Origin of the sequence: Burkholderia sp. L27(2015) (genome assembly GCF_009765705.1) — a bacterium.
Lineage (GTDB): Bacteria > Pseudomonadota > Gammaproteobacteria > Burkholderiales > Burkholderiaceae > LMUX01.
Genome location: NZ_LMUX01000007.1, coordinates 157,126 through 179,482, shown reverse-complemented (window position 1 = coordinate 179,482; position 22,357 = coordinate 157,126). Strand labels below are relative to the sequence as shown.

Genomic DNA, 22,357 nt, shown 5'->3' with positions numbered 1-22,357 from the left:
TTCTCGTAGATTGGTCATCGCAAGTTTCTCGACATCTGCAATCGTGCCGCCATTTTTTTGTTGCCAGCCGCCCTGCATATCGACGCGGGCCGATGATGGCGCTCAGGTACATGAGAGGTGCAGAAGCTCATGGCAAGACGATCGGTAACTTCGTTGATCCGATGCGTGGCGTGAAGATCACTCGCGGCAAGCTAGTGCTTGCCGCGCTTTTCCCGTCTTGTCTGGCGATTGCTTCAGGCCTCGTTATGCGAATTCCCGCTGCGCGCTATATTGTTCCCGCTCTTCCTTTGACATGCTGCGAATGCGAGCCTGACCAAGGTGGCTTTCGGGCGTTCGGTCGATGCCTTGGTCCTTGAGCGCGCGGTGATCAACGCGAGCGTCGTGACCGTGTTTTGCCAGCGCGGCATTTTGCAGATCAGCGCATTTCTTCCGTATGGCGATCAGCTCATCGCGTAGTTGCATGCTGTTCTTTCCACCGCTGTCTTTCCGCCTGCCGCCAACCTCGGGATTTTTCGCGTTGTAGCGGCGAAACGTCTGCTCGGCAGAACGCTCAATACCGTCATCTTCCCGATCGGAATACATTAGGTGCAGATGTGTATTCATGCCACCTCCCAGCGCAGCAGTCGGCGCATGGATCGCAAATTGGAACGGTTTGTCGCCGACCAGTGCCGACACGAGCTGATTGACCAGCTCTTTATTCTGATCGGGCGTGAGCTCGCCGGGCAGGGCGATCTCATGTTCGCGATATACGGCACCGTTGGCTCGCTCGTGCTCGTCTCCTGTCTTCCAGAATGCGAAAGGATCGTTCTGTGCCCAGCTCGGCATGTTGCCGTGATCGGAAGCGATCAGATCTTCTCGATCTTGGTATTTCTTGCCGTCTCGCATAATGTACTTGCTATGTTCTGCAGCGGAACCCTTCTTGCCGCTCTTGATGCAATGGTGGAAGCTTGCCATGTCGACTACCTTTCTCGTGCAAAAATAAAAAAAGCCAGCACGGAAATGCTGGCAGCGCGTGAGATGAGCGATCATTGGTTTGGAATGCTTGATTTCTCTTCCTTTCTGACGAAAGGTTAAGTGCGCATCCTTTAATCCCCTCCTACCACTAGAGCATGGAGTGGGACTGCTTCAAGCAGGACTACGACTATTACCAATAGAAGAGGATTGATTGCTCATCTCACATAGCATGTAGAGAGCTGTAAAAAACTATACAAGAGAGAACAACACTAAGAAGACAGAAGAGTAGATCAACCACATACAGAGCCATGCATCAAGCATGGCTTATAGAGATCGTGATGATGGGGGTATTTGTATCGTCCATCATAGTGAGCTAGGCTCACTCATTCCGATAGTTTTTGAGGTGATATCGTTACTGCTTAGTATGAGTGATTGCGACGATCTCAGTCCTCATCTCTGTGATTGTAGGAATGTGGTTCTTGATGGTTCAAACAAGATGCCGAACAGGGTGTTAACTGCTTGCGTCAAAAGGACTGGTCAGTGTTCGTACCATGGATAGCTTAGATATTGAACTACCAACGCGGAATGAGCCGCTTTTGATTCCTTGGCCGGTACCTGGCAACATGGGCGGCTTCATTCAGTTCGAGCGCGCGGATCAATGGCATATGTTCGTCCGCAGTTTCGACATAGACTGTCGAGTGCCGGATCCCATCCGTTTGAAGTACGCGCGCGCACAGAAACTCTATTTGCTTGGCTGGATTGACGCTGATCTGATTAAGGTTGGAGAGTTGATAGCGCTGAGCGCATTGGAGTTGGCAACGAGAGACTGTTACGGACAGCGATTGCAGGAGTCGTTAGAGAAGAAGAGAGCGCGCAAGCCGTCAAAGCCCGTGAAGGCAAATAAGCCGCTTGAGATCAAGTTTGCGGACCTGCTCGAATACATGGTGATCGGCGATGGTCTGACGGACGCTCAAATGCCGATGGTGGCTCGATATGGCGGTAGTGTAGTCGGGCAGCTTACTGGAGCTACAAAGCCTACGTTAGCGCAGCGCAGAAACGCGATGGCTCACGGCGATCCCTTTGACAATTCCGTAGTCGGTGGTCTCCTTGAGCTGGTGCATGACTTGATCGTATTTGCATACCGACGCACCCTCACATAGAAGGTGATGTCCATGGATAGATCTCATGTGACCAGTATTTCCGGTTCAGACGTCCGGTGACGTAACGCCCAACCACGGTGACGTGATGCATTTCATCATCCTTAGTGACGCGGTTTTTATCACTCTCAGCTTGGAGTGGCCGATATCAATACCGAACCCACTGATCAACAACGAACGCTTAGAATTGATTCGATAGGACACGCGCTACTCTCGAAAACACATTAAACCGAGATCCAAGGCGGAAAATGACAAGTACGATGGAAGCTAAGCAACTCCCCCCACTTTATAGTGGTCGGGCGTTGCCCGTAGAAAAGCTCTCTGCGGATCAGTTTGAGGACTTCGTTTTTGCCTGTATGCAATGTGTGGCAGATTTGATCGGCCTTCATATTACTGGTAGACCGAGGGGTTCTGGAGATGGTGGATTCGACATTCAAGGGAGGATGGCCAATACGGATCGGGTCGCATGTATCCAGTGCAAGCGTCAGCAAGCGTCCCTGAGCGCAACCCAGGTCGCGGTAGAGCTGGCGAAAGTTGCCGCCACATCGAAATTAGAGAGGTCGGATGTTGGGGAGCACCGATTCATCTGTACCGGTGGCGTGAGTCGAACAGTTATTCAGCAGCTGAGAGAACGGTCTCGGGATCAACTGGCCTATGCCGCTGGCGAGCGCCTAGTCGCCGCCTCGGATGGCGAACTTGCTACGCTGCGAGTAAGGCTTGAGGAGGCGGGATTTGATCCGCGCCAAGTCGTCGAATCCTACGTCCATGGACTCGACGTTCTGATCGCATGGAGTTTCCAGGAGTTTGACGTGACGCTGTCTCGGCGGTGGGACAGTGTGCTAACGGTCATTGAGCGCTTCTTTCGAATCGAGACAGTCGTCCGCGAGTTTCCGCGTGCGTCGTTTGATCGAGAAACTTATGTGCTTGAGCATCGTGACTTCCGACTTGCGGCTGAGCCGCGGCTCAGCGAAGCTGTTTTGCCCGTTGGCCTGGTGCTTAGCTCAGATGCCGCCTCGCCGCCGGAGCGAAAGTTGCCGCAACGTCACTTCACCAATTTGATGGAACTGGCAACGCTGGACGCGGGTAGCCTTGTGGTGCTTATTGGGGACGGCGGTGCTGGAAAGTCCGCGGTACTAAAACTGACACGCGCCGAAGCACTGCGGACCGACGAAGGTGCGACGCTGCCTGTCATATTGGCCCTCTCCAAGTATGTGCCAGGCGGGCTAGATCGAGCAATTCACCAGGAGTTGGGGGTTCACCATGGAAATTGGCGGAGCCTGCCGGACAAAATTATTTTGTTGTGTGACGGTCTTAACGAGTGCCCGTCTTACCACGTCGATGCATTCTTTGAGGAGCTAATACCACTCCTGAAACGAAAACAAGTCTCGTGCATTGTGTCGACTCGAGAGGCGATCGCTCGAACGAGGATAGTATTGCCGCAAAAGCCGGCAGCTTGCGTGCAGGTGGACGCTATCACGCCAGTGGGAATTTCGCTGATTGCATGCGAGGAGCTTGGGCAAGGATCGGCAAAGGCGTTTGTCGCCGCATACAGATCTCTTGCGGACACATCGGGATCGCCATTATTGTGGACGCCCTTTGCTGTGAAGGTTGCAATCAGCGTTTGGCTAGGAAATGCCCAACTGCCGCCGACGCTCGGCGAGATGCTTGCGGTGTTGTTGCGACATCGATGCGACCGCGACATTGAGCGCTCGCATCGTCATTTGCCACCTGACGTTATTCTCCTCCTATCGGGCGCGCTTGCTTTCCAGGCTGTTGTGGTCGATGGCAGGCTGGCGTGTCCTGCTATCGAAGCGGGAAAGTGGGTAAGGGACGCGAAATTGCACTGTAATGAGGCGCTCGGTGTTTCGGACATGCCAGAGGACAGCGTCGTAAGCCTTCTGATCCATCACGACCTGTTGTACCTCTCTGAAAGCGGTTATTACAGCTTCGATCATCAATTGATGGCTGGCGCGCTAGCCGCGCCATTGCTTGCCCATTCATGGCGCTCCAACTTACGCTCGCTGGAAAATTCTGTCTCAGATGATGCTTGGGTCTTTGCAGCGCGTCTGGTACCTGCTGGGCATACGCCAGACTTCCTCACAGCAGTATTGAATGCCGATCTCATGCTCGGCGCCCGCGCTGCTAGGGAGTTGCCAGATGCTCTGCGCATGCACGTAAAGACGTTACTCGATGATTGCGTCGCGCCTACTTCGCCCGAGGCCGTGCGTATTCGAGGTACGTTTGCGCTCGCAATGCTGGGAGGGCGGGACGCGATCGAGAAATTGAAGGCGATGGGACAAGACGTAGCAAACCCGCTACAGTACCAGGCCCGCCGGGCTCTGGCTGCAACAGGCGATGAGGATTTCCTCCGCGAGGTGTTAGATATCGTAGACCGTTTGAAGTCAGCGCCGTTTGCAGTGTCAGGAGGTGAGGTCGCGATATGGGAGTCAGCCCCGTTACCGAAAAGGCTCGACCTCGCTCGCGGCCGACTGTCTGAGTGCAATCCTGGTGCGCCTGTTGGCGAGTCGCTTCTTCTTATTGCATTAGAGCGTAATCCAGAGGACGTTACTCTGATTGAAAAACACTTGGCAGCTGCCACTGACCTATTTGGTTGGCAACAAGCGCTGCATGCTCTACAAGCGATTGCACCGATTAGGGCAGAGCAGGTCCTCCGGGAGGTATTAGCCTCAGAGCTGACTGTGTCGGCTAGAGCACGGATCACGCGCGCGGCGGCGTTTGCCGGCGTACCGATAGACATGCGTGCGGCGTTTGAGTGCGCGACTGCTCAAATCCCGGAGAGCGAGCGCGACTCGTCCGGCGACTTCGCATTGTCACTGCTTATCTCCGATGTAGTAGCGAAGTCTGCGCTGCCGCCTGACTTAATGAACGCGGTGGAGCGAGATTTGCCAGCGAGCGTGGGAGATCGACGGGCTCGGCTGTGGCATTTGGCTCAGCATTGCGAGAGTCCCGCGATTGCACAATATGCGTTGGCTTGCATTGACGCGTGGGGCACGGACACTGGCCATGCATGCAACTTCTTCTTGCATCAGCAGCGTCTCCTGAGGCCTCGCAGGGACGCGCTCTTGATGTCTTGCGAACGTCACTTGCTGGACGAAAGCACCTGGTATCAATGGAGCACGACCTATGTCCTCGAGTTGTTGGCCGTGCTGGGGATGTCAGCGACTGCAGCGGATGTTCTTTCAGCGATGGTACGACGTCTCGTTCGCGTACAGGATGCGACGATAACTGGTCAGACCGATTCACTCGAGGATAAGGAGCGCGCTCTATTAGCGACGATGACGCCTGAACACACTCGATCTCATTTGGCTATGCTTGTTGCTCCACTAGTGCCGGTTGTGGCTCAGGTTCGGTGCCTAATTCCTAAAGCAACTTTGCTTTCATTGCTTCAATTTGACGTACATTCATCATCGGTTTCCGACGACCTGCGTGCCGCGTTGTCCGATTGCAGTGACGCGGAGATCGATCATGTTTTGGAGCAAGTCGATGAACTCTGGACGACACTGTCCGGTCTTGTTGTTGTCTGCCAGAGGGGATACACCAAGACCCGGGGCAGGTTGCTCGAACATTTACTCGGGGAGAACTACGCGCATCTGGCCGTCATACACCAACTTTGCAAGGCTGCGGAAGCATGCTGGTGCCGGGAGGTTCTGGAAGCGATTCTTAGGACGGTGGTTCGAATAGAAAGATGGACGCAATACGAGGAGCAATTCTTTTGGGATGTCGTGCGAATGGTAGGAAGGAATATCGGCAAAGACGATTTGCCAATAATTGAGGTTGCTTCGGCCGATGCGAAAACCCCTTTCGCTGCAAGAATATTGACGTTGTTGCGGGACCAAGCGACAGGGAAGCGTATAGGTGCAAGCTGGCTCATCTCGGAATCACAGATGTAACGAGTGATATCGTTTCGAACAATCAGAGTTTTGGCGGAGGCCGCGTGTCGCAATCTCATAACCTGCTGTTCCTCGAAAGCACAAACAATCTGTCCAGTGTCATCGAGCGCAAGCACGGCTGGCATCCCAACTTGGAGCAAACGCAAGAGATTCTTGCGTGCCTAAGGCAGGGTCGCCTGTTCTATGAAGCGTCTGCGTCGTCGCCAATCGAGATTCGACCGCTGCAACAGTTCTACGGAATGCTCGGATTTGCGAAGGCACTTATTCTAGTAACCGATCGAAAAAATCGGCTAGGAAACCTTGCGGGATCACACGCTTTAAAAGACACCTCGGCACCCGATAGCCAGTTAGCGGAACTCTCCGCGAAAATAACGGGCCGCGGGACGTTTCACTACTTCAATGATGCGGTAGCCGCCAGGAACAAATTGCATTTCATTGAGGCTGGGTCCAATCCTCGCAGTACGGAGATGCCTTGCGCGCGCTCAGACTCGCTCGAGAAGCTCACGATCAATCTTCGAGCTCTACTGAGTCGGATACCGGGGCTTGAAGACCTGTATGAGAACACATTCCAGGAGCGCGCAAATTGCGCTTCCTTCTTTCTAAATTCGTTAAACCAAGGTTCTTGGAATTTGGTGGTTACCGATTCAGACGTGCCGAACAGTCGGGATCGGTTGCGAGCCATAGTTAATGGCTGGCGAGAGCGGTATCCATTTCTAAGCCAATGGCGTTTGGCGTATGTCGATTTCGCATGGGGCAAAACGAGCCTGCAGTTTGCCAACTCGCTTCCAGAAGGAGACGACCTTGATGATCGATATTTTATCGCTGATTTGATCAACTATTCCGCTCCCCCTGATGACTTGGCGCGAACGCGGTTTGATGATTTTTCAGCATATATGTCGCCGTGCAGTGGAGGGCTTAACGGTGCCTTTCCCTATCTGGCGTCCCCCATCAGTGGTCAAGTTGTGGCCGAATACGCTCTCCAATACGTCGCGCTCTTTATACTAAGTTCCCTCGTGCGATACCGTCCTCAAACATGGATGCACTCGCTGTCGAGGACAGCGATGGGGGAGCGTCGCGCTGACGACGCTCCCTTGGCGCTTATCGAAAGGCTTATGGATATCAATCAGACCAACATGCCCATTCTGGTCGATTCGATAATAAATCCAGCGTGACCGCGGCGGTCGCGAGGCGCTAAGCCGTACCAAGGGGTCCGAAAGGCCGAAACGCTTCGAGTTTGAGCCATCTGTAGCCGTCGGGCGAGCGTCGCTTCATGGCCGCACTGAGTCAGATAGCGACCGGCTCAGGACGACCTGTCTTGGTCGGTCAAAGACCAGTAATTCTGATGGCTTCTTTCAAGGCAGAAGCCACGTTTGAGCGTCTATGTAAGAAGGTGGACCAGCGCGCTTCTCGCCACAAGCGCCCGCTCGCCGGCGCCCGCACGACGTCACTGGGCTATGGAACAGCAAGCGAAAGGCTACGTTTCATTCAATTTTCCCGTGGTACTGCCGATACACAGAGTATTGGAAGCCATCATGAACGTACATGGACATCGATTGGGTCGTTAAGCCCGTCACTGTATTAATCGGCGCATACGGAGCCGCCAAGGTTTACTATGACCTGTCGTCGGGAAAGGTCACGCGTGTGCGAGAACAGTACCGATTTGCGATGGAATATTTTTCAGACATAAAATCTGGAGACGCTAGCCACTCTTTCCTGCGCGAGAAAGGTCTTCAGGCGATCGTCGGTGATGAGCGACTCCTCGCAAAGGACATCGAATACCTGCTGCGATTGAAGGAGCCGGTGAAGGCAATCGAATATTTCGGGCTGGGAAAACAATATCTTCAACTTCGCAGATCCGGGGCAGGCGAAGCAATCGAGTTTCGGCAACCTTATCGAGGCGAGTGGTCGCGCAGATGGCGCAAGTGGACCTTTCTCGAGCTCTATGGGCTCTTTGCATTCGTCGGGTATGGCCCGATCGCATTTTCCAAGCATCTGTTCTCGACCCAGCAAAGCTTGCTGACCGCATGCGCACTGACTATTCCCGTTGGATCGTTTTACGCTTGGTTGGCTCTCAGAGCCGCGGTGCGAATCAAACGCGCTGAGACCCTCGTCGAGTCCCAGGAACTCGCCGACCCCGGGCCGGTTTCAGCAGTCAGCGACATCGCGCCGGCTGCCTGACAGTTGGAAAACGAAACGGGGCCTCGCCGCAGACGGTATCCACACCCGGGATAAGCAATCGACATGGTGACAATTCATCGCGAGGGCGGCACATACCGCCTCGACGCTAGCAGCTTGGCCAATAAACTGTTGTTGGACGGATTCGTTGCTTTCACGACGACGCGAACGCGCCAGCGTGAGCTGGCGCAGGCGATTGATTGAGCGACTGGTCGACGACGATACGAAGACGGTCGGACTTGAAAGTGAGAGCCCAAACGATTGCATGTGCGTGATCGATGTCGACCGATATTCGTTTCACGAGGTTCTGACGATGGTTGCGGCTGCTGATGTGCAGTATGAGAAGGAACAATTCCCGGATAGTTGAGCACCGGCCTTCTAACCGCGATCAATGGCTCCGTTCATGACTAGTTTGAAAATGCAGCGCTCCATCCCGCTCGGTGCCGCCGACCGTCATCCAGCGCTGGCCGCTTTCGGCGCGATGCACTCGGCCTCCCGCCCTTCGCCTGGTCGAAACCGGGGGGCTACCTTCGGCGTGGTATGCGGCGGGTTCATCGACCCGGCTGCCGCGCCTTCTCGCCATGATTTGCCAATGGCGTTCGATGAATGCGCAGTCAGGACTTGTCGCGACGTCTTTGCTGTCATCGGTCATTTGGATGCGCACGTTGCGGGATTGGCCTGGCATACAAGCAGCCGCTGCTGCTGGTAAATCAAATCGGCCTGCCCTTGAATGTCGGCGGCCTTTTGTTCGGGCGTTTGTTTCTTTGCTGCGGACGCGATCTGAGTAGCGGCATCCAGTGCATCCGACATTCCGGACGCACTGGTATAGCTGATCTTCTGTATAGATCCGTCGTCACCTAGTGACAACGAGAAGGAGTTTTTTCCGAACGTTTTTCCTATTGGGACCGGAATCGGATTTGGCTCACCTCGTTCGGGTAAGGTGAAACTCTGCGTCCATATCGTCGTATCTGAACTCATGCTTTGGTTCGGCCCCGCTATCTGAAACTTCGCAAGTACAATGCGGTTGAGCGGCAGCGGGACGAAGCTGTCGCTGTCCGTCTGAGCCCAATTGGCGCGTGGGGTCAGTTCAATGGCTTCAAAAGCTTTCTTGTTGCTGTCGCGACCGCCTACAACGGTCAACTCGAACTTCATTGTTTTGAACAGACCGGACAGCTTCGTATACGCTTCGAAGCTGTCGGGATCCGGTGGAATAGCTACGGGATGTTTTAATACGTCCAGTCCGGCTCCGTTGCCGTCGTCATCAACAACTTCGATCAAAGTCGGTGACTGAACAATGTGTTTCGCGCTTAGCGAGTAAGTTAGAACCAACACTTTGGTCGGCTTACCGGTTTGTCCCGCGGCTGTTGTGTTGCCTCCTTTTTGGGTCGCCTTGGGTGCACTTGCAGGAGCGCCGGCCGCCGCTGCGTTATCGCCGGTTGATTGCTTAAAAAGCACACCGTACTGTGCGACATAGCTGCATGCTGCAGTAATCTTATCCTGGTCGATTTGGGCAGCACTTTTAGTCGGGGTACCACTGGCCGGAGCCGTTGGCGCACCGTGGGCCGCAGGTACGACGGCCGCGACGGCTACGGCCAATCCTACGACGCTCTTGATAATCGTTCCGCCTTCACCGGTACTTGAGCTATTTATGCCAAGCAATCGTCCGTCGTCGTTGAAGTTGAACGCGAGATCAGAGTCGACCGTCTTGCCGCCAACGCTTTGGAATGAGAAGGTATGAATGCCAGCATCTACGTCAGGAGCCGGAATGGTCTTGGCTGTAACAGCTGCCATCGTATAAAGGTGCTTTTCATCGTCGTCACATGTTAGCGACTGCGTGATCGCATACTGGATTTCCATCACCGGAAAGTAGTAGGAGACCGTAACGTTCGGCAAAGTGGCGCAACCTCCGAGTGCGATTGGAAGGGCCGAGAGCACGAAGATTTTGCGCATTTTTTCTCCGCTGGGTGGATGAGCCATCGTGCTCGACGGCAGGAATTTTGTTCTCGGGACTGCGTCGTAATGTGTAATTGAGCCTGCAAACCCCAGATCTGCTCGAGTGCTATTTCCAACGGTTATCGCTTGAGTCGGGCTGCCTTCATTAGTTTAGTTAGGCGTTGGACTGGAACTGGATGGCAACGGATCCACCCGGGCAGCTGTTATCCACCGGTCCGACGCCCTGACTACAGTTGGTGAACGAGCAGGTGCTTGTCCACTCGAGGGTCGCGTCTTCGCAATTTGTTGCTGTTTGTCCGATCTTTAGCTCAATGCCACTGAACGTCACAGGGCTGGACGCGGGATAGGCCTGACAATTTGGAAGCGGAGTGCTTTCCTCGGCGCCGTACCCCTCCAATGCGAAGCACGCCCACGTTAGCTGGTCGACGTCTTTAGTGGTTATCGAAGGGCCGCCGTCGAACGAGCATTCATAGGCAAAACCGGTTGCACCTTGGCTCTGCAATGTGATGGTCGCCGTGAGCGGCTGGCCCACGTCGACCGGCTGGAGCTCTTCGCTCGGGAAAGCGTCTTGCATGTCTGGACCGACATACCAGCATCCGATTGCCCAGTACTTGCCTCCCCCTGCCGCCGATGGCCCCCATTGCAAAACCGGCTGCAATATGTATGGTCCTGTCCCTGTAGTCTGAAGTCCCGGGAACAGAAAAATTCTTTGCCCCTCCTTCGCAACAGGTTCCTCTGGAACTGTCCAACGAGCGCTAAACACCACCACTGGGCGTGGACCATTATTAGTCCAACCGGTGTAGGCGATCCATCCTTCGTCTAGGGGATCAGGCAACGGCCCGCTAAGCCGCGCACCGTCGGGAAGCAGACGATTTTTGCTTCGAGCGACGTTGGAGACTTTACCGAAGTCCTCAATAAGTGTCCCGCTCTGTGTGTCGATCACTCGAAGGCGACCTTCGCGGCCGCTTATGTGATGACCTCGCTTTATTCGGTGAACTTTCGAGCGTGGCCGCCATCCTCCCGGGGTTAATACGAGTTCGTCGTCGTCATTAATCGGATGCGGCAGCTTATGCGGATGTTCAGTACGTATCATGCCGTACCCCCGAATGTGTTGCTAATCGATATGGAAACTTCGCACGAAAGGTAAAATGAACGATTGCGTTCTATGTTTATTGCCAAATTTTGGGGGCAGGACGTTACGAAATCATAGTACATGCCAAGAAATCTGCAAGGCGTCGATATCGACTTAAACGCTAAACTAAATCAATGAGCTCGATCACGCCAATCCGGGCGACCCCTCGAAAATCTGAAACTGAAGCTTTAGAGCTGTAAAGAAAGCACAAACCGAAGCGCCAGTTGCGCTGGTTATGGGAGAGCTTAATCAACCAGTCTGTGATTTCGGCGCCCGATCTTGACGCAAAAGACCCGACGTCCTGTTGCCTAAACCGTGCCGTGCTTTGGTTAATCTGATTTAAGATATGTACAATTATCACAAAATTAGAGGGTATCGCATAAATTTATTGGTTTTAAAAAGATCGTAGCGCGATGTGCCCCGGAGAATAGTCATGCAACAATCCCGCTGGTGGAAGTGTGATCTGCAAGTGGCAACACCTGCATGGAATTTTAAGCTGCCCTCCGGAGAAAATTTCGATTTCTCTGATAAAGCAGAGCGAATTCGATTTTTAGATTTGTACATGCAACGGCTGAACGATCAGGGCATCGAAGTTATCGCCCTGGCGGATCACAATACAGGCGAATGGATTGATGACGCGAAAGCGGCCGGGTTGAGACACAATATTATTGTCTTCCCGGGCTGCGAAATTACTAGCCATACCGGATCGGACGGCGTGCATTTGGTAGTGCTCGGCGACCTTGGAAAGACGTCGCAGGATTTCGATCGACTTATTCACGGGTCATTGGGCTTTGACAATGACCACGTGGCGTTCCGTAAAGAAGGCGACCACTTGGTCCCTGGCACATCGGGAAAGTCGGCGATCCAGATACTCGACGATCTGCCCGACGGATATTTAGCTTTCGCACCTCATGCGCTCAGCGAGAATGGGATTGTCTCCGGTAAAACTGCGCAAGGTGACATACGCTGGAAGTCTTTTAACCATCCGCGTCTTTCTGCTGTCGATGCGGGAGACTGTTCGGGGATCGACGGCGGTTCGTTCAACAGCAAGTTCAGACAGCGCCAGCTCGCAGCCTATCCACGGCTTAGCACGATTGCGTTCATCTCTACCTCCGATGCCTACGACTTAGAGAGCCTAGGGTCCAATTTTTGTTGGATCAGGATGGGGCAGCCGTCAATCGAAGCTCTACGCCAGGCTTTCCTGGATCATGAGTCGCGGATCCTGTGCGATTGGTCTCCTGACTTGTTGACCCTCCCCGCGCAAAATCCGAATTCGGTTCGACACGGGTGGGTAAAGGACGTCCTCCTCGGTGGCGTATTGGGGAATTCCAGCGCCGCCCTACGGATACCGCTGCATCATGGACTGAACGTGTTGATTGGAGGCCGGGGCAGTGGTAAATCCACCGTCGTTGCCGCTATACGCGAGCTCTTTTCCGATCGGAGGAGCCTTCCGACTCGTCTTCGTGAAGACGCTGACTCCTTTGTTGAGACTGTGTTCTCAAAGGCTCATCTCAGTGCGACTTACGCGTTGCCGGAATCGCAAGAGGTCATGACCGCTGATTGGGCCCTAGACACAGGCAGCATCACCTCGTTTCGCTCGGAGAGCCTACCCACCGATTTTCCGGTCGTTGTGATTAGTCAGAAAGAACTCTTCGAACGAGCATCCGGAGACAAGGCGGATCCTTTCGTGCCATCGAGAAGCCTATTTGCCCTGCTCGACGATCGCGTTGGCCTGGGCGGCGGGGACAGTCAAAAGGTTGGAAGCTGGAGTCGTAGATGCGAAGACGCTCGGGTAGAGTGGGCAAACGCTGCACGCTCATATTTAGAGTTGGCAAAGGACGTTGGCCAACTTAAGCAGCTTCGCGAGCAAATTACGACGTTGCATGGGCAGGTCGATGCATTTGCGGCGCCGGAGGTTAAAGCTCGATTAGCTAGGATAGACGCGCGTCGCGCAGAGACTGCGCTGCTGCGTGAAGAAGAGCGGTTACTCGAAGCGGTGGTTGAGGAAGTCAATGCTTTTCTGGACGGTTCGCCGGCTGAACGGGACATAGTTGCCCCAAATCCGCCGGGAGAGTTTTTTGAAGAATTTTTGGGAATGCGCCGAGCGTTGCGAGACCTAAAGAAGGCGTTCGTCATGTCTGTAACATCCGCTGTGGACGAGTACACGGAATCCAAAGAAAGGTGGGCGGTCCTGGAAAAAGAGTCGAAGTGGTACCTGGATGCACAGGCCGCGGAGAAAGATTTAATTGCCTATACCGAGGAGCTGAAAGCACGGGGGCTTTCCCCAGCTGAGTTCAGCAAACTACAAGAAAAGCTGCGGGTAACGCGCGAAACTGTGAAAGCGCTCGAAGCTAAAGAAACCAAGCTGCCAACCGAAATATCAAAACTAAGCGACGCAACGAACAACTTATTGTCGTTATTTCTCGAACGAAGATCGCTCCGAAAAAATATTTTAACCGAGATTCAAGAGCGAAGCGGCAGGCTTAAGTTTGTGTTTTCCGAATTTGCTGATTTAACCAGTTGGCAAGAGTCGGTCCGTGCGCTCTGCGGATTCCGTATCGATGCTTTTCGAGACGATGTAACCGAATTGGCGCAACTCCTCTGGTCGGTGGACGAGGAGAGAAATGACAGATGGGCGCTGTGGCGGGGGTGTCTTGCTCGTGGCGATCTCTCGAAGTGGATGGAGAAGCATAAATGTCGGCCGGCATTTGCTCAAAAACTCGCATCACTTGATGGAGCCGTGCGATACAAGCTAGCCACGGAAGTCCCGGACGACGTCGTAACAATGTACTTTCTGCGCGAAGGCGGAGGCGGCGCGTCGGAAAGCGAATGGCAGCCGATCACAGAGGGATCGCCGGGGCAGCGTACTGCGGCCATGTTGGCATTTGTTCTCCATCACGGAAATGAACCATTGGTTCTTGACCAGCCGGAAGATGATCTCGACTCCGAATGGATCTCGAAACTAGTCGTGAAGGAACTTCGGGCCAGCCGTCTGCGACGTCAATTGATTGTTGTCTCACACAACGCGAACATACCCGTGCTTGGCGATGCGGACCAAGTTATCACTTTGGAGAATAAAGGTTCGCTTTTGGCACTGCGAGCTAGTAGAACGCGTTCGTCAGACGGAGTTTCAACGGTGAGTGAGCATGTTGGTCCGGTCGAATATGAAAGTGTTCGAACGGATATTCAAAACATTATGGAGGGGGGGGTAACCGCGTTCGTCCAACGCGAGCAGCGATATCATTGCGAGACGCAGCAGTCAAAGTCGGATAAAGGAAGTGTATAGAAGAACGTAGCTGCGCTCACCGCTGCTCACACTCAAAAAAAAACGGCATGGGTAACCAAGCTGCCGGATGGTCGCCGCTACTCGTCGGCCCAGTTTGATGTACAGCCTGACTGCGCGGATGCGGTCTTCGTATGAATACATGAACTACCTCCTTGTAGTCCAAGATTTTGTCCGCATCCCCCGTGGGTCAAGGTTTGGTGCAAATTAAGAAATCACGTACTGCGTGCCCGACCGGGCAGATTATCTGGCTTTCGAGCGCTCACGATGATCGTCCGGCCCAGAAGCACCAGTAGATGATTTTGTACCGCGACGTAACGGCGGTTGCTGGTATCTATGGTTCTATATTTTCGAACTTCCCGCCGCCACTCCATTGAGCCGAATAGGGCGATCGCCGGGTAGAACAACGGCAACTTCCATAGACTGCTCTTTTGCACTTTATCGATCGACAGGTCGATATCCTCAAACCCGCTCTCGGCAAGTGCATGAGCTAGGTAAAAGAAGCTGATCGGCGTGATGTGGCCGACCGTCGAGAATCGCTCCTTACGGCCGACCGGCAGTGGACCGAACAAGTTCGCGAATCCGAAACTCAGGTACCGCAGTCGCGATCTGAGATTTAGGATGTTGGGCGTCGTGAAAATAGCCAGCCCTCCCGGCTTGGTGACTCGGAACGTCTCGCGCACGACATTGCGATAGTTCTCCAGATGCTCGATAACCTCCGTGCACGTGACAAGGTCAAACGTATCGGAATCGTACGGCAATGCCTGCGTGTTCAAATCACAGATGTCGACGCGCTGGTCAGCGATGGCCATGAGCGTATCGGTGTAGTCACATGCGCTTGATCTGAACTTTGGATGTCGAGCCCACAGCAAGCCGATAAGCGCTCCGGTTCCTGAGCCAATGTCTAGGTGTTTGGTCGTTTTCTGAACGGGAAGCGTCGACGTCGCTAGTTTCACGACTTGGGTAAGTATTCGATCAGTCGAAAGCTCTGCGTCTAGTCTGCCGAGCGGGTTCTGGACAGTAGTACGGGAATCCTGATATTCCTCGATCGGCTCATCATTCGGGATTGGTTGATTTTTCATTAGGCAGTTGATGCTCAGAAAAGAACTGTAGTGTATACACGTCTTTTAATGGCGTGTATACACCGTCGTTTTATAGTCGACTGCTGGGCATGCTTGGCGTATGAATGCCAAACCCACAGACAAACGCAATGCAATTTCCACTGCCCTTGGAAAACGAGTCAAAGCCTGCAGGCTCAGCGTAGAGAAGTCTCAGGAGACCCTAGCGTTCGAAGCCCAGGTCGATCGGACATTTATTTCCGCGATTGAGCGCGGTGTCGCAAACCCGTCGATTGAAACGCTGGCAAATATTTGCTTCTGTCTCGGAATAACGCTAGCGGAGCTATTTACCCCGCTGAACATCTCGCTGCCACCGACGGGCGAGCGGCGTGCCAATGCAGCTGCTCCGGAAAAGAAGGCGCGCGTGCGGTTCCGCTAAGCCGATTGATCGCCACGGCATAGGTTACGAAAAAGCCGGCAAGGTACCGGCCTCGAACGTAGCGAGCGAAACCTCTCGGTCGATAACATTGGCAAGCTAGCGGTGGCGCTGCACACCGCGCCAATGGCTTTGTTGGACCTCAACCTAGCTAGACAACTCCGGGGCGAACAATGAGTCACATCTAATGTGCAGCAGACGCTTAGACATCTCATCAAGCGCGATCCTCTTGCGCGGAAGTCGTCCGCGGCGACCGGCAAAGACCTGCTTCTGCGGGCTTGGCTTTCCGGCGTTCCGTCAGCCTCACGTCTGCACCGGTACCGCATGCCTCTCATGCCTCTCATGCCTTGCATCGCCGCGCACGAGCTTAAGTCAGGCAGCCCGACGGAGGCTGTTCCGGCGGTCCGAGTGCACTTCTGCGGCTATACTCGCTCGACAACAAACGGGGAGCTATAGCTCATGGCAGCGTATCAGTTTCGACGCATCAGGCTGACGTTTCTATGGCTCCGGCTATGCGCCATGTGGGCGTGGCGAGCATGGCTCAAATACATCGTTTGGGCGCTGCTTCCCATCGCTATCTTTTCTCTTATCCCGTACCTTAGTCACTGGACAGAACTGTCAGTACGCGTCGCGGGTGTTTGCCTGCAGGGTTGCGGTTTGCTTGGTATCGTAGCTGGTGTCATCAGGACGCGGCAGCAGTTCGGCCTTCCCTCGATACCGGCATATGCCGCACAGCGGATCCGAGAATTTCCGCGCTTCCCGGCTGACATCGTTGTTACGGCGGCCGCAATCTCTGCGATGGGCAGGATGAGCTCGACTGGCTCGGTTACCGTGGGCACTGCTCCTTCCCGCGATGTCGAAGCACGACTCAACGCCCTCGAAAGGGATCATCAGGTGCTGAAGACCACGGTCGCCAACCAGCACGGCGAGACGCTCGATCAGTTGCGTAAGCAGGCCGTGGAACTCGAGAAGGAAAGGACGGATCGCTCAGAGGAAGACGGGCAGTTGCGCTTGACGTTGCATCAGACAGCGACGGGCGGACTCGATCTGGCGGTGTATGGCGTCATCGCCCTCGCAGTAGCGAACCTGTACTGTACGTTTCCGCAGGAAATCGCTTGTCATATGGACGCGTCAAACTGTATGTCATCCAGTCTCACTCCTGCAGGTGGCCCCTATCCGAACGGCGAGCATCCATGCTTTCGTACGCGTTTCTAGCCACTTCCAAGGTGAAGCGGCCTACATCACCTAACCCGTTGATAAGAATGCAGTATTTCTGGCACTTCCGGTCCATATGCCAATTCGACGCATACCCGCATTGCGGCGATCAAGCCAGTCTCGCCAGAGTGCATATGATGCAACTCCAACACGCCGCTTGAAGAGAATCCCGCATGGGTCCCGGCTACCCAGTGGTCTCTATCCAAGGCGGCCGAAATCCCCTTCTGCTCCATGATCTTCCGGCCCAACTCAAAATCCGTAGATGGCCGGTACGGCGGCAGAGCAAAATTGGGTAGGCCCAGTCCGTCCGGCAGTGGCCAGCAGCACATGTCGCGCACTGGGTCAGCGTTGTATATCGCGTTGCGCTCGATGACAACACGCTCGCCCAGCGCGTTTCCAACCCAGTAGTCAAGCAACGCTCCGGTCAGTTCTGCGGTTTTCATGTCACCCCCTGTGATATGCGCGCCACGCTATCCGCGCGACACAACGTAACTCACTGATATTGCGGACTCAAATTTGAGCACGTGGGCATGGTGCCGATATCTTCGATATATAACGGTGGTTTAGCGTGTTCATCGGGCGTCACCCGTACCGAACCGGTTGCGGCTTTGTGGTGCCGGAGCGCATGCTGATTTATCCCATCCTGTCGAATGATCCGGCCGAGGCCCATGATCGCGGTTGCCGCAGCGAAGCAGACTGGGGAGATGCCTGACCTGTGCTATGTATTCTGGCGGCAGGCGTTGCGTTGCCTCTGGCCGTCTACGCTATGTTCTGCGTCGGGGGATCGTCCATTACGTCCAGCAACTTCGACCAGAAATCACGCGCACCGTCCAGCACCTCCTGAGCGGGTACGTGGTCGCCGTAATCACCAACCGAAATCATCCATCCGAGCGTCGCTTGGTTGGATTTGAAGTCGAAGCACAGTGCGGCCTTCGTTCGCGCGGTGGGGTGGTGGCGCTGTTTGATCTTGGCGTGCTTCCCGGCAGTGGCGATTTGCCGGCAGATGTGTAAATTGGGATTGTGGAGAAACAGTTTATCGAGCGGCTTTTGATAGACCTCGCTTACACGAGATCGCTGCGTCTTAGTGATTGTGGACTGCACCCAGTCGTTCAATTGCCACGCAGTGATTGCGGCATTGAGTAGCGTATCGGCCCGCCTTTGATTATCTAGAGGATCAATGCTGACGAGGGCTTGTATCTCGCGGTCCAGTTTCGCGAGCATGTCACGCGGGGTGTCATACCAAAACCTGTTGTTTTGCTTTGACATAGTCCCTCCGGGCTGTTGTGCTTATTGATACATTTTCATCAAAGCTTGCTCTGCCGTAGTAGTCCGAAGCTCGTGAGCGATTTGGCTAACAACTGTTTTATTTCAGTAGGTTGCGATTCGTCTCTATCTGTATGTGGAATACGGCATGGACCGTCACGCCCGACGCTTATCAAGTGCAAGAAGCGGTTCTACCCGCTCGACTGCAGTTCGGCCAAGACGCGGTTCAGTGCCATGGATTAATAGCGATACCGAGGGTAAGGCGCATGTTGAACTTTGCACAGACGTAGTGGGCGGCTTCACCATTCCCATGAGTTTCGACATGAATCGTGGTTTTTCAGGATCGTAGCATGACCATCTCGTAAACAAGAAAGCTGCCGACGTGAGACTGGGGTCGCTGGCAGGAGGGCATACTGCCGAAGGCCGCAATCGCGGGCTGCAAGCCAGACACGCGGTGATGCCGGCTTTGGGGAAAGCCGAACGCTCACTGTCGACCCATCTCAGCCGCTCGACACTTGTCCGGCTCTAGGTCCGTTCGTGAGGTATAGCAGCCATTCGCTAAATCACCCTAGCCCGGCACTGAACAAGGCGCTGTCGAACCGTTACTTCCGTTCGCTGGGTCTTGCGTCGGTCGGCCCGGTATAGCCGATCAACCGATCCGAACCGCCGTGTACGGGCCCGTACGCACGGTGGTGTGGGAGGGGTCGGGCCGCGAGGCCTGCCCCTATCCCGATTCTGGCGACCGTGTAATCGCCATGTAACCCGATTTCGTCAACGGGCGCTAGGTTGCGCCTTCGATGAATGCAATGGCCGCATGGATGATTTCGCTTTCAAGCCAGTATTGCGCAATCGGACGAGTACGACTGGGATAATGGACGCGCGCGGACTTTACCGGCCAGCCAAAATACTTCAGCGTCATGATGTATGCGGCGAGACGCCAGCGGCTTGTACCGAAAGTGGGCTGCGTCAGGCGCTCGCCAGTCAGCAGGCGCACGAGCACTTCGGCCGCCAGTGTGCCAGCGTTCGGCCAGGTCGGACTGAACGGCTCCGGCGGGAACAGGCTGAATTGCTCGGGTGTGTGATTCTGGTTATCAGGCCACATCAGGCGGCCATTCGGCAGCTTGACCGGTCGCAGCGAGAAGCACGCGCCGCTCTGGCGGTAGCGTTTGCGGATGGACTGCGAGCGAATCGAGAGGAGCGCAGCCAACTCCTCGGTCGTGATTGGGCGGTTCGATTGAGCCGCCGCGAGTTGTTGCATGGTCATGTGTATCACCTTCTCGCCTACCGGCGTTGAATTGAGGTGACACAGATTCTTTACCTTACCTTTGCATTGACCGATAGGTCTGGCGGCAAGCGGCGGCAAGCGGCGGTTAGCGTCCGCTGTCGGCTTCTCAGCGGCGTTTCAGTCGTTTGGCCAGTGCGTCTCGGGTGAGCGCCTTTACCCGGCCGTTAGCATCCGTGTATTCCAGCGCTCCGCTAGGTGCGACGCCTGTAAATAGGCCTTCTCCGTTCAACGTTCGCTCGCGCAGATGCGGATAAACCAGATTCACGTCCGTACCTTTTTCCTTGATGGCATTGTCTATCTCAGGGTCGAGGATGTTGGTGCGCCCGGTAATTATCGAGTGGACAGTCCCGGTTGTGGCAAGCGCGGAAATGACGGTGACGTCGGCCGCGGATGAGTGGGGAGGTCGAGCGGTGTCCGCCAGCGCGCGCAATTCATCAGGCACGGTCCATTTCATCGTGTTCACTGTCCATTCGGCGAACTTCGCCAGGTACACCTCACCATCTTTATCCCCGGTCAGGGTCGGCAGCGTGCCGCCGGTTCCGGCGTGGCTTCGTGCGATGGAGAGTCTTTCTGCGATTTCGCGGGTGACGTCCCATCCGACAAAATCTAGCCCCAACAGGTGCGCGATGCCGTGCTCTATCGGGTTCAAGGTTGCCGCGTCGGGGCTGACGTTGCATGACAGGCATACCGCATCGGACAGACTCGCCTTAAGCATATGGTGCCATACGCTCCAATTCGGCTTAACGTGTGTCATACCGTTTCCCGACTTCGTCGCGGTCAGTTCATGCCCGGCGACCGATACGACTTCCCAAGCGATACAGCATTGGTCTAGATACCGCTTTGCGTCGGCGATGCGAAGGCAACCAATGGCAAGTCCTGCGTTATCGTAGATGTCGCTTGTCTCGATACCTGCCGGAGTTATGAGTGACAGTTCCTTGCGCTCTGCCTTCTGCCTGATTTGCTGAATGTGCTGAACATTGAAGAGACTCCAGCGTGACTGAGCAGCCTGCATTTCGTTGCTTGGCTTAAATTCCGGGCGCAAATCCCAATCAGGGCTGTTCGGTGCGGCGTCGAATGGTGCGCGCCACGCTTCGAACTGAGCCGGCGAGCATGGGGCGGGCAGGTTGCCTCCGCATATCTCTCGGACCAAACGCCAATCGTCCCCGGTCAGCGGTTCAATGTTCCACCGGTGTGGGCCATCAGGCATTTCTTTCTTCAGCGTTGCAAGCCTCTCGTCGTCGGGAATTGGGACCAATGCAAAGGCTATTTCCTGCACCAGTTCTTCAACATTCACCTTCGATGCATTGGGCAGTCTAACCGGGCGTGGCCCAAGGTCGGCAACGAGTGGCATAGATGGGGCCTCCTGTTCCCCGATAGGCCAGCATCGGGCTTCAATCGCAGCCGTCCGAACATCTGCAACGGCCAGATATTGGTATTCGCGCACGTCCATCCCGGCAACGGGGACGCCTTTCGGCTGGCTGGCGGGCAGCCCGTTGCTATGCAGGAACGGAAGGCCCAGCGCCTGGAGCCAGCGCGTCATGCTCAGTACTTGTCGATAACGGTTTTCGCCAGGCGACGGCGGATCTGCCGCCAGAATGACAAGCGCCCACGTCAGATGGTCGAGTCTGGCGAATTTCCGCTCAAGAGTATTCCTGGCCCGCTCGATGTCGGCAGCCGTGATCATCCCCTGCGCGGTATCAATGAGCCGCGCTTGCGCCGCCTGCAAGTAGGCTTCGGGCTCGGCGTCGTAACGTATCCGGGCCGCGCCTATGTCAATCCGCGACATTGTGAGCGTGTCGTACAGGGAGAGGCCTTCGTCGAAAACTGCGCTCAATAGCTGGCGGTCATAGCGCACCATGACGAGGTCTCGCAGTCGGGACACCGGGTCATCTGGCTCCGCAGTATCGTGCGCTGCCATGAGTTGGGCCCGAGCATCATTCGGGTCCGCGTCTTCCGGGACGATAGACCACGCGATGGTTGTAGATAGGATTTCAAACGACACGTAGTGACGTGCCGAGTCGTAACCGTCCTTCACACCGTCGTCTACAAGCAACTTCCGAAAGGAAATCGGCGCCTTGTTTGATGCGGCCCATGCATCCAGTTCGGCCACATTGAACATTGCACCGTTCGCGTACTCGACGACCGCTCGATAGCGGTTCTCATGCTTTGCAGCAGCGTCCATCAGCACCCTTCATGCGCTAACCTTCAATCGGATGCCGCTGCCAGGCCGGTGAAGGTGTCCGGCTCTTCGCTGGCCATAGCTAGGCTCGGCAGTTGATTATGGCGTAGCGAGCAAAGCCATGCACATATATTCCGTATGTGACCTGTTTCCCCAACGGCAGTTGCGCGCGAAACTTAATGGATCATCTGGACGGCCGTTTTCGGCGGCGGCAACGACATTCGAATGGCGAGAGAGCCCTTGCGGCGACCGTCTCATGTTGGCCGCTTGCTGCCCCACGCGGGACGATACGTCCCGATGTGCCTCTGCTCAAAACGATCAGAATCAGGAAAAAAAATAAGAGTCCGTGAACTTTC

Annotated in this window: 15 protein-coding genes; 7 read left to right on the top strand and 8 right to left on the bottom strand. The window is 55.0% G+C overall.

Translation table 11 applies throughout. The annotated features are described in order from the left end of the window. Nucleotides 1-243: 243 nt before the first annotated feature. A complete protein-coding gene (locus GSQ77_RS02615) occupies nucleotides 244-1,029 on the bottom strand; it encodes a MobA/MobL family protein (RefSeq protein WP_254067411.1) in 786 nt (261 codons plus the stop codon). 476 nt (nucleotides 1,030-1,505) lie between these two features. Between GSQ77_RS02615 and GSQ77_RS02610 the strand changes: the two genes are divergently transcribed. From GSQ77_RS02610 to GSQ77_RS02595, 4 genes are all read left to right on the top strand, one after another. Further along, complete coding sequence (locus tag GSQ77_RS02610) at nucleotides 1,506-2,114, top strand: hypothetical protein (protein WP_158898749.1); 609 nt, start codon at nucleotides 1,506-1,508, stop codon at nucleotides 2,112-2,114. A gap of 257 nt (nucleotides 2,115-2,371) precedes the next feature. Then, nucleotides 2,372-6,022 carry a restriction endonuclease gene (locus GSQ77_RS02605; RefSeq protein ID WP_158898747.1) on the top strand — a complete coding sequence of 1,217 codons (3,651 nt, stop codon included), beginning with the start codon at nucleotides 2,372-2,374 and terminating at the stop codon, nucleotides 6,020-6,022. A gap of 44 nt (nucleotides 6,023-6,066) precedes the next feature. Then, nucleotides 6,067-7,194 carry a YaaC family protein gene (locus GSQ77_RS02600; RefSeq protein WP_158898745.1) on the top strand — a complete coding sequence of 376 codons (1,128 nt, stop codon included), beginning with the start codon at nucleotides 6,067-6,069 and terminating at the stop codon, nucleotides 7,192-7,194. A 370-nt stretch (nucleotides 7,195-7,564) separates the two neighbouring features. Beyond that, nucleotides 7,565-8,200, top strand: a complete 636-nt coding sequence (locus GSQ77_RS02595) for a hypothetical protein (RefSeq protein WP_158898743.1) — start codon at nucleotides 7,565-7,567, stop codon at nucleotides 8,198-8,200. A gap of 645 nt (nucleotides 8,201-8,845) precedes the next feature. On the opposite strand, the gene GSQ77_RS02590 is transcribed toward GSQ77_RS02595, so the two are convergent. After that, a complete protein-coding gene (locus tag GSQ77_RS02590; RefSeq protein ID WP_158898741.1) occupies nucleotides 8,846-10,147 on the bottom strand; it encodes a hypothetical protein in 1,302 nt (433 codons plus the stop codon). A gap of 157 nt (nucleotides 10,148-10,304) precedes the next feature. Further along, a complete protein-coding gene (locus GSQ77_RS02585) occupies nucleotides 10,305-10,724 on the bottom strand; it encodes a hypothetical protein (RefSeq protein WP_158898739.1) in 420 nt (139 codons plus the stop codon). Nucleotides 10,725-11,715: 991 nt separating this feature from the next. Between GSQ77_RS02585 and GSQ77_RS02580 the strand changes: the two genes are divergently transcribed. Next, complete coding sequence (locus GSQ77_RS02580; RefSeq protein ID WP_158898737.1) at nucleotides 11,716-14,568, top strand: TrlF family AAA-like ATPase; 2,853 nt, start codon at nucleotides 11,716-11,718, stop codon at nucleotides 14,566-14,568. Between the two features lie 212 nt (nucleotides 14,569-14,780). Here GSQ77_RS02580 and GSQ77_RS02570 read toward each other — a convergent pair whose 3' ends face one another. After that, a complete protein-coding gene (locus GSQ77_RS02570) occupies nucleotides 14,781-15,647 on the bottom strand; it encodes a class I SAM-dependent methyltransferase (protein ID WP_158898733.1) in 867 nt (288 codons plus the stop codon). Between the two features lie 100 nt (nucleotides 15,648-15,747). On the opposite strand from GSQ77_RS02570, the gene GSQ77_RS02565 reads away from it, so the two are divergent. Further along, a complete protein-coding gene (locus GSQ77_RS02565) occupies nucleotides 15,748-16,062 on the top strand; it encodes a helix-turn-helix domain-containing protein (RefSeq protein WP_158898731.1) in 315 nt (104 codons plus the stop codon). 804 nt (nucleotides 16,063-16,866) lie between these two features. Next, nucleotides 16,867-17,274, top strand: coding sequence for a hypothetical protein (locus GSQ77_RS29250; protein WP_216854840.1), 408 nt, complete (start codon nucleotides 16,867-16,869; stop codon nucleotides 17,272-17,274). A 26-nt stretch (nucleotides 17,275-17,300) separates the two neighbouring features. Here GSQ77_RS29250 and GSQ77_RS02555 read toward each other — a convergent pair whose 3' ends face one another. From GSQ77_RS02555 to GSQ77_RS02540, 4 genes are all read right to left on the bottom strand, one after another. Then, a complete protein-coding gene (locus GSQ77_RS02555) occupies nucleotides 17,301-17,717 on the bottom strand; it encodes a phage protein NinX family protein (RefSeq protein ID WP_158898727.1) in 417 nt (138 codons plus the stop codon). Between the two features lie 316 nt (nucleotides 17,718-18,033). Then, nucleotides 18,034-18,540, bottom strand: a complete 507-nt coding sequence (locus GSQ77_RS02550; protein WP_158898725.1) for a hypothetical protein — start codon at nucleotides 18,538-18,540, stop codon at nucleotides 18,034-18,036. Between the two features lie 778 nt (nucleotides 18,541-19,318). Then, nucleotides 19,319-19,801: a hypothetical protein gene (locus tag GSQ77_RS02545; protein ID WP_158898723.1), complete on the bottom strand. Its 483-nt coding sequence runs from the start codon at nucleotides 19,799-19,801 to the stop codon at nucleotides 19,319-19,321. Nucleotides 19,802-19,928: 127 nt separating this feature from the next. After that, nucleotides 19,929-22,004 carry a hypothetical protein gene (locus GSQ77_RS02540; RefSeq protein ID WP_254067410.1) on the bottom strand — a complete coding sequence of 692 codons (2,076 nt, stop codon included), beginning with the start codon at nucleotides 22,002-22,004 and terminating at the stop codon, nucleotides 19,929-19,931. Nucleotides 22,005-22,357 lie beyond the last annotated feature (353 nt).